At 37.2% G+C, this 8,574-nt stretch carries 9 protein-coding genes, 1 other RNA gene and 1 pseudogene; 4 read left to right on the top strand and 7 right to left on the bottom strand.

What is annotated here, in order from left to right; translation table 11 throughout:
* Together AACY61_RS04545 and AACY61_RS04550 are read left to right on the top strand one after the other, a co-directional pair.
* Positions 1-472, top strand: a pseudogene (locus tag AACY61_RS04545) (AarF/ABC1/UbiB kinase family protein); the annotation flags it as partial.
* A 307-nt stretch (positions 473-779) separates the two neighbouring features.
* Positions 780-1,799: a beta-ketoacyl-ACP synthase III gene (locus AACY61_RS04550; protein ID WP_339610402.1), complete on the top strand. Its 1,020-nt coding sequence runs from the start codon at positions 780-782 to the stop codon at positions 1,797-1,799.
* 90 nt (positions 1,800-1,889) lie between these two features.
* Here the strand turns inward: AACY61_RS04550 and AACY61_RS04555 are convergent, their stop codons facing one another.
* From AACY61_RS04555 to ssrA, 6 genes are all read right to left on the bottom strand, one after another.
* Entirely contained in the window at positions 1,890-2,831 is a 942-nt protein-coding gene (locus tag AACY61_RS04555; protein WP_339610403.1) for an alpha/beta fold hydrolase, read from the bottom strand.
* Between the two features lie 14 nt (positions 2,832-2,845).
* Positions 2,846-3,325 carry a hypothetical protein gene (locus AACY61_RS04560; protein WP_339610404.1) on the bottom strand — a complete coding sequence of 160 codons (480 nt, stop codon included), beginning with the start codon at positions 3,323-3,325 and terminating at the stop codon, positions 2,846-2,848.
* 1 nt (position 3,326) lies between these two features.
* Complete coding sequence (locus tag AACY61_RS04565) at positions 3,327-3,677, bottom strand: SdpI family protein (RefSeq protein ID WP_339610405.1); 351 nt, start codon at positions 3,675-3,677, stop codon at positions 3,327-3,329.
* A gap of 2 nt (positions 3,678-3,679) precedes the next feature.
* Positions 3,680-4,264: a YIP1 family protein gene (locus tag AACY61_RS04570; protein WP_339610406.1), complete on the bottom strand. Its 585-nt coding sequence runs from the start codon at positions 4,262-4,264 to the stop codon at positions 3,680-3,682.
* Complete coding sequence (locus AACY61_RS04575) at positions 4,245-4,535, bottom strand: DUF2089 family protein (protein WP_339610407.1); 291 nt, start codon at positions 4,533-4,535, stop codon at positions 4,245-4,247. The genes AACY61_RS04570 and AACY61_RS04575 overlap by 20 nt, the downstream gene beginning before the upstream one ends.
* Before the next feature lie 244 nt (positions 4,536-4,779).
* Positions 4,780-5,178: a transfer-messenger RNA gene (gene ssrA, locus AACY61_RS04580) on the bottom strand.
* A 98-nt stretch (positions 5,179-5,276) separates the two neighbouring features.
* On the opposite strand from ssrA, the gene AACY61_RS04585 reads away from it, so the two are divergent.
* Positions 5,277-6,479 (top strand): NAD(P)-dependent oxidoreductase, encoded by a 1,203-nt coding sequence (locus tag AACY61_RS04585; RefSeq protein ID WP_339610408.1) that lies wholly within the window; start codon positions 5,277-5,279, stop codon positions 6,477-6,479.
* Positions 6,480-6,727: 248 nt separating this feature from the next.
* Positions 6,728-8,362 (top strand): T9SS type A sorting domain-containing protein, encoded by a 1,635-nt coding sequence (locus tag AACY61_RS04590; RefSeq protein ID WP_339610409.1) that lies wholly within the window; start codon positions 6,728-6,730, stop codon positions 8,360-8,362.
* A gap of 4 nt (positions 8,363-8,366) precedes the next feature.
* Here AACY61_RS04590 and AACY61_RS04595 read toward each other — a convergent pair whose 3' ends face one another.
* Complete coding sequence (locus AACY61_RS04595) at positions 8,367-8,504, bottom strand: hypothetical protein (protein WP_339610410.1); 138 nt, start codon at positions 8,502-8,504, stop codon at positions 8,367-8,369.
* Between the last annotated feature and the right edge of the window lie 70 nt (positions 8,505-8,574).

Genomic DNA, 8,574 nt, shown 5'->3' on the forward strand with positions numbered 1-8,574 from the left:
TGGAAACTTTTTAGTGAGCCCGGAAGGTGAATTGATTGCTATTGATTTTGGATGTATCAAGCGTGTTCCGCAGGAGTTTTATGACCCTTATTTTGAACTGGCAAAGCCTGAGAATATCAACAATCCAAAAATCTTTACGGAAAAGATGATGGCATTGGAAATTTTACGAAAAGAAGATACCGATGAAGAGCTGAAGTTTTTCTCAGAATTGTTTCACGAAATGCTCAGTTTATTTACACAGCCCTTTCACAGTGAAAATTTTGATTTTTCAGACCCTGTGTTTTTTGGTAAAATTGCCGAGTTAAGCGATAAGTATTCCAAAGACACCGAAATTAGAAAAATGAATGGTAACAGAGGCTCCAAACACTTTTTATATATCAACCGCACCTTTTTCGGACTCTATAATTTGATGAACGATCTGGGGGCACAAGTTCGAATCAATGATTACAAAATCTACATATCCAATCAATGATTCTTTAATAAAAGATTAACAGATTATTTTGTTTAGATTTTTTGAAAAAAGAATAAACATTGTTATATTTACATCATAGAAATATTCTGTGGGAAATAAATTGCTATGAACCATTAATTTTCAAAACAAACACAGAGAATTTTTTATTTATTGGTTAGGTTGTTTTAAAGAGGCATGCTCAAACTACAAAAGAGTGTGTCTCTTTTGTTTTTATTCATATCTTATGCGTGCATACAAAATGCCAAGTTAAACCTCTTTAACAATGGTATTAAATCTTTATCTTGCCTTTTTCAAAACTATGCATCAAATGAAAAAACTTTATACTTCAAGAATTTCCGGAATGGGAAGTTATGTGCCTGAAAATGTGGTTACAAATGACGATTTGTCAAAAATGATGGACACAAATGATGAGTGGATTCAAGAGCGTACCGGAATCCAAGAACGACGCTGGGTGGTACCCGGTAGTGGAGAAACCACTTCATCGATGGGAGTCAAAGCTGCAAAAGTAGCCATAGAACGCGCCAAAATTTCCAAAGACGATATTGACTTTATCATATTTGCTACACTAAGTCCCGATTATTATTTCCCGGGACCGGGAGTTCAGGTGCAACATGTGCTGGATATCAAAACGGTGGGAGCATTGGATGTGCGCAATCAATGTTCGGGGTTTGTGTATGCACTTTCTATTGCCGATCAATATATCAAAACTGGAATGTACAAAAATATACTTGTGATTGGCTCAGAATTACATTCACACGGATTGGACAAAACCACCCGGGGCAGAGGTGTAACTGTTATTTTTGGAGATGGAGCAGGAGCTGCAGTTTTAAGTAGATCTGAGGATGACAATCAAGGAATCCTTTCCACTCATTTACATTCGCAAGGTGAATTCGCAGAGGAGCTTTCACTCATCGCTCCCGGTATGGGCAAGCGTTGGGTTAACGATATTTTAAAAGACAACAATCCTGATGATGAATCTTACTTTCCATTTATGAATGGGCAGTTTGTGTTTAAAAATGCCGTAGTACGTTTTTCGGAAGTGATTATGGAGGGTCTTGAAGCCAATGGTTTAAAGAGAGAAGATATCAATATGTTGATTCCGCATCAGGCCAATTTGAGGATTTCACAGTTTATTCAAAAAAGTTTCAGGCTTTCTGACGATCAGGTCTATAACAACATTATGCATTATGGAAATACAACGGCGGCCTCTGTACCTATCGCTTTAACTGAAGCCTGGGAAAATGGTAAAATCAAAGAAGGCGACCTAGTGGTTCTTGCTGCTTTTGGAAGTGGGTTTACATGGGGAAGTGTGATTATGAGGTGGTAGCTATTATTAAACAATAGATGTTAGATTTTAGCGAAATCGAAATAAATTACTAGTCATAAAAAACCGTCAACTGATTTTGAACACTAAGTTTTAGTTGTCAAGATCTTTTATAAAGCCTGAAATTTTATCAATAAGTTCGGGCATCACAGGACGCTTGGTTTCATTATAAGATTTGTAATTATCCATTGTATCACCTTCAGCAATTTCTTTAAGCACGTGATTCATATTTTCGATGAGGTACATTTCAGCATTTGGTTTTGCGATGTGTAATAAACGAGCCTCTTCTTCGTCTACTTGAACATCTTCTGTTCCATTTAGAATCAACACGGGAATTTCGAGTTTGGCAATTTCGGTTTGGGGGTTGTAGAGCATCCAGGTGCGCATAAAGGGCTGAATGGCCGGTCTGAAAATTGAGGCCAGGCCTTCGCCATAGTTCATAGCGATTCCGTTGACACGCAGGTCGTCAAAGCTTTGTCGGGCATCGTCTACCAAGGCAGGTGCCTGCCGTTGCAATTGTTCTACAATGACGTCATCAATTTCCTGCCCTGCACCGGCAATGGAAATAAAAGCATCAGTCTGATTGCGATAAGCTGTAACCATTCCTACCAATGAGCCTTGACTATGACCAATAATGATTATGTTTTTAAATCGGTTTTGATCTTGAAAATAGGTGCTTATTTCTTCAGCATCTTCAATAAACTGATCAAATGAAATCTCTTCTTCCTTAAGTTTTCCGGTTCGCGCCAGTTTAACAAGACGTTTATCATATCTGAATGTTGCGATGCCGTTTTTTGAGAGGCCTTCAGCCAGGTATTTTAAGGAATTATTTTTTGCATTGGGTTGATTTCCATCGCGGTCTGTGGGTCCGCTTCCCTGAATGATGATTGCCAATGAACTTTGTTTTTCTGCATCGGGTAGGAGTAGCGTTCCTTCAATTAGGTCGTTGATGTTGATTTTTTCTTCACTATACTCATTTTGGGAAAATGAGTTAAGAGAGGTAAACAGGGCTATAATGATAGTTATGTTTTTCATGTGATGTACTGATTTTACTTATTGAAGTATATTTCTATAACGTTTTTTGCTTCATTTTCTTTTTGTGTACCAAAAAGAATTTTTTTCCCGGATTTTATAACTACTTGTATGCCTTTATTTCCTTTTATATTATAGGCTTTTCCATTGAAGCCCCAACGAATTCCCCAACCTCCAAATTCTGCGAGGGGACTATATGTTCTGACATAACATTCTGATATCTCGTTCCACGGAATTGTTTTTTGACCGAAGACGGGATAAAACTTATAGTGGATTCCTTTGGAATCAATGGTGGTTTCCAAACGTAACACAAAGATAAATATAATGGCTGCTGCTGTAATAATGACCGGTATCAAAACCGGCCAAAACATTTCTTCTTCAAATGTATTTTCATTGAAAATCATATAAACAGGAATTGCTGTAGCCAAAATCACAATGATTAGGATGAGTTTAAGCCACCACTGGTTAAACTTTTGGCTTTCTTTGAACGCTTTCATTTTAGTTGAATTTTTGTTTGAGTTTTTTTTCAGTTTTGAACAGCATAATTACTACAGAAAAAATTATGAAACCAATACTTAAAAACATACTGAACATTTCTTCCGGATTCAGGAATAAACCCATGATGGCAATTGATATCATATACCAGGCTTGTTTGATCATTTCACGGGCTGAAAATATTTGAGCAAAATCCCATTTTTCTTTTGATTCCATTGACCTTCGGGTGCGATACCCATAAAAATGATTGATATTTTTAGGTGGATATTTCAACATTATATACCCTGCAATCAAAAATATGATTCCGCTTGAACCGAGTGTTATAAAAAGTAGATTTGACCAATAAACCGCCATACTTAGAGTACTATTTGATTGATTAATGTTTTTGAGGTGATTTCTGCCAAAATAATACCTGCGACAAATAAGATTTTATGTTTCGTTGTCTTTAGGTTTACTGCGATTTTAAAACCGTTATAGAGTAATACAAAAAACCAGATTAGTACCACCAAAGAGGCAGCACCCACTCCTATAAGAATGAATATATCAGTATTGCTAAAGTTGATTTTTGTGGGGTTCCCAAATGCTTCCAGCAAGTGAAACGTTTTGGTATGAATCCAGTTATTAATATTGAGGGGCAATAAAAAATAAGCCGGTATTTTTACAATAAGAGCAAGGTTGACGATATCTATTAATCTGGTTTTTGAGTTGATAAACTTCCCAAGAATAAAAAAAACCACAACTATGCTCAACAGATTGAAAAGGCTTTCAATACAAGCAGTGATGAGACTTACATCGTTTGCAAAATGGGTGTCAAGCACACCATCGAAATGGGTATTTGTATATGAAGCTGCCAAAATACCAAGTCCGGCAGTTATGAGTCCAATAAATACTAATTGGTATTCAGTGTATTTTTTAAACGGATTAAACAGAGTTGTTTTCATCTGGTTTGAGTTTGTTGATTTTTTCTATCAGGTCGTCCAGTTTATTTCTGATAGTAGGGTAGCTATTATTCAGTTGTTTGGCCATTTCTTTGAGGCTCCCGCTACTTGTCAAAAACTGTACTACAAACTCCTGTTCGTCGGGTTGCAGTTTAAGAAAAAGAGGTAAAGAAAAGTTTCCATTTACCGAGGTACCACAATTGTCACATTGTAGTTGAGATACATTAAGAGCATCTTGACAAGCGGGACAATGTATAGGTATTTTTGGTTGCATCTTTAAATAAAATTAAAACAAATATAAATAATATTTAGTATTATATGATTATTGTTTTGCTTTATTTAAAAAGATATCACTTCTATGAATAAAAATTACGATTGTCTATCGAGGTTACTTCATATGAATCTAATTGAGGAAATACATCCGTCAGTCCCCATCGGTTTGGGCGGGTTTAAAACATAAAAAAACTGCCAAGTTCACTTGAGCAGTTTTTTTATATTTTAATCCGCGGCTGCGCTTAATGTGGAGTCGGAGGGATTCGAACCCTCGTCCAAACAAGGAATACAACAGCTTTCTACACGCTTAGTTTTTTATTGGTTTTCGAGATAGCACCGGAAAAAAACATCCAAAGCTATCCTTATTCTCAATTAAGTTTCAAAACCACATCAAGACCCTGTGATTTCTAGGTTTACTTTTACGATGTCTCTGGATCAATTGCCGTAAACCAAGGCCGTTGAGAGACATCCTGCTTTCCGACCTAGTCGGACGAGGCATTACCGTACTAAACTTCGGGTTATGCAGCTAGGGCGTAGTTATCTTCGCCGTTTAAAAAGTCTGAACCATGAGATTTACGAGCTGTGATCCGGCGCTCGGCGTGCTTACTATTCCATTCATCTCGCTGTCAAAACCAGTCGACCCCGTTAGAATATTATTCACATTTTTGTGAACCGCAAAGATACGCTTTAAAATTCTATCTTTGCAATATTATCAATATCAAAAAACATTCCAAAGTAGCTTATGAAGTTTGCACTTATTAAAGAACGTAAAAATCCGCCAGACCGGCGTGTTGTTTTCTCACCGGAAAAATGTCAGGAAGTCAGTTTGAAGTTTCCCAATGCCCAATTCATTGCAGAGCGTTCAGATATCAGAGTTTTTTCTGATGATGCTTATCGCGTGAAGGGAATTGCAGTAAGTGATGATGTTTCAGGTTGTGATGTGATGCTGGGTGTTAAGGAAGTTCCAATTTCAGCACTGATACCCAATAAAAAGTACTTTTTCTTTAGTCATACGATTAAAAAGCAATCTTATAACCGCGCGTTGTTACAAGCAATTTTAGCAAAGAATATAGAGTTGTATGATCATGAGACCATTGTAAATGAAAGCGGGCATCGTCTGATAGGTTTTGGAAGGTATGCCGGACTCGTGGGTGCATACAATGGTTTAAGGGCATTAGGTTTGAGAGACGGACACTTTGAATTGCCTAAAGTAGAGAATTTACCGGATTTGGAAACTGTTAAAAATACACTTGATAAAATCACGTTACCGGCTATTAAAATTGTACTTACCGGAAGGGGAAAAGTGGCTTTTGGAGCTAAAGAAATACTGGATCATTTAAATATAAAAGAGGTCTCAATTGAAGGCTTTTTGAATACCAACTACAATGAAGCGGTCTATTGTTTTATTGATGTGTTGGATTATAATAAAAGAAAAGACGGAAAGACTGGTGATAAAAAGCAATTTTTTAAAGACCCTTCAGGCTATGAAAGTGATTTTATGCGTTTTGCCAAAGTGAGTGATGTATTGATTACCGGACATTTTTATGGAGATGGTGCACCTTATTTGTTTACCCGGGATGACGCCAAACACCCTGATTTTAAAATCAATCTTGTAGCTGATATTTCCTGTGATATAGATGGTCCTATAGCCTCCACAATCAGGCCATCAACAATTGCTGACCCCTTTTATGGCTATGACCCGGAAACAGAGAATGAAGTTAGCTTTGATGCTCCCGGTGCTATTGCTGTTATGGCTGTCGATAACCTGCCTTGTGAGCTTCCCAAAGATGCCAGTGAAGGATTTGGTGAAATGTTTTTCGAACATGTGATGCCGGCTTTTTTTAATGGTGATCGGGAGGGAGTACTCCAACGAGCCCTTATCACAAAAGACGGAAAGCTTACAGAGCGCTTCAGGTACTTACAGGATTATGTAGATGGGAAGTAATCAATTTTTAGCTCTTTTCTTGGTAAAAGGGTGAAAACACCCTAGCTAAAATTAGTGGAAAACACCCTTGATTGCTATGTCCATAAAGAGGCATCTTTACATCAGCTTTATTAATTGGGGAGTTAATAAAAGCGGCTTTTATTTTAGGGGTTGTGATTCTGTATCACGACCCTTTTTTAAGTTTAAATATCAACTTTTCTTAAAATTGCATATCTTTAAATTACCAAACAGATTAATACAAACCTCATATGAAACCATTTTTACTATTGATCGCGCTTTTCATTCAATTTTCATTATTCTCGCAATGGGTAGAAGATACCGCTCAAAATACATTAGTTGCTGATGCCACTTCTTCAGATTGTCAATCAATTGGTTTAGACAATGGACATACTTATGTTGTTTTCTGGAGAAATGTTCCTGCTCCGGAAAACTATGAGTTAAGAGTGCAGCAATTAGACGAAGAAGGAAATTTACTCTTTGGCCCTGAAGGGATGTTGGTGAACACCAATTTACCAATGAGTACATTTACCGTTTTGATGTCTCTAGCTGTTGATTTTAATGGTAATTTATTTATTGGTTATACCTCTACTTCTACTTTTGACGGATATGTAAGTGCGATTAACCCTTCCGGTGATTACCTTTGGGGAGCAGCCGGTGTTAACTTGGGTGAGGCTATAGATGTAAAAATGTTACCTCTGCAAGATGATACAGTGATTGTAAGTTGGATCGGTGAGGATAATCAAGGGTTATTTAATAAATTTTCTTTGGTTGGCACGCCTCTTTGGGCTGAAGATGTTTTAATTGAACCAAGCAATGGCACCAACTTTACAAGTGCCGGCGAACTTGCGGAACTGGGAGATGGAAGCATTGTGATTATTTTTCACGACCGTGCAACTTCTTCACCAAGTTCATTTTTGTATGCCATGCGCTATGATTCCAATGGTGGAGCTCTGTGGGCTAACCCTGTTCAGGTTTCAAATCAATCTACGGCGTTCAATAGGCGCTATCAGCCTTTGCTTGTTTATGGCAGTGATGTAGTATTTGGCTATTATGGCTCTACAGGTGTTCGGTTTGATTCTTTTTTACAACGCATTGATGAAGATGGAAGTCTGCCTTGGGGTATAAATGGCAGTGATTTTGATACTTCAAATACATTTTATGAAATGGAAACCTCTATCCAAGTGGGTGCCGGAGGGGTTTTTTCCATTTGTCGTTATACGGACCTTAATCAGTCAATGAGCGGCACATATATTCAAAAGTTTGATCCTGATACAGGGGCTCGTTTATTTACTGATAACGCCAAACAAGTGTTTGCAATTTCCTCAGACAATCAATCACCCAGAGGGTCTTTACAAATGATGAATGAAACCTTAACGCCTCTTTTTTTGATTAATCTGGGTACTGATAACGGGGCTTTCCCAACTGAATTGCACGCAGTGCATTTAGATGAAAACGGTGATTTTATGTGGCCGGAGGAGACCCGACCTGTAGCTACACATGCTGCTTCAAAAGGTCGAATAGCTTTCACAAAAAATGTAGTGTATCAGAGTGTAGCTGTATTTGTTGAAGAACGTGCATCAACAGGAAATGAACCTCGCATTTATGCTCAAAATGTAAAGGATGAAAATTTAGGTTTGGTTGATGTAGTAAATCAAGGTATGGAATTTTACCCCAATCCTGTGAAAAATTATTTACAAATTGAATGTCCTTTCACAATTTCAGAAATAGAAGTATTTGATTTAAAAGGGGCTCTGGTTCTTACTGAGTCAGATTATAACAAAGAGCGCATAACTCTTGATACATCTGGCTTAAAGAATGGCATGTACCTTGGTAAGGTGACGGCAAATCAATCTGTTTTCAGCTTTAAGTTTGTAAAGAAATAAAAGCTTATTGGTCATTTTTCTTATCGTTGTTCATCATTAAGTAGACACCGGCAACCAGGCCAATGATAACCAGTCCAAAAATAATGGTCATTATGAATGCGCCGTTTTTCCAGGAGTATAAAGATATGATTAATTGTTCCATTGGTTATAAATTTTTAAAAAAACGAAAATAATTTGAATAAAGTTAATTAAAAATGACAATTGTCAGCATT

It is taken from the genome of uncultured Planktosalinus sp. (genome assembly GCF_963973675.1).
In the GTDB taxonomy this organism is placed as follows: domain Bacteria; phylum Bacteroidota; class Bacteroidia; order Flavobacteriales; family Flavobacteriaceae; genus Planktosalinus.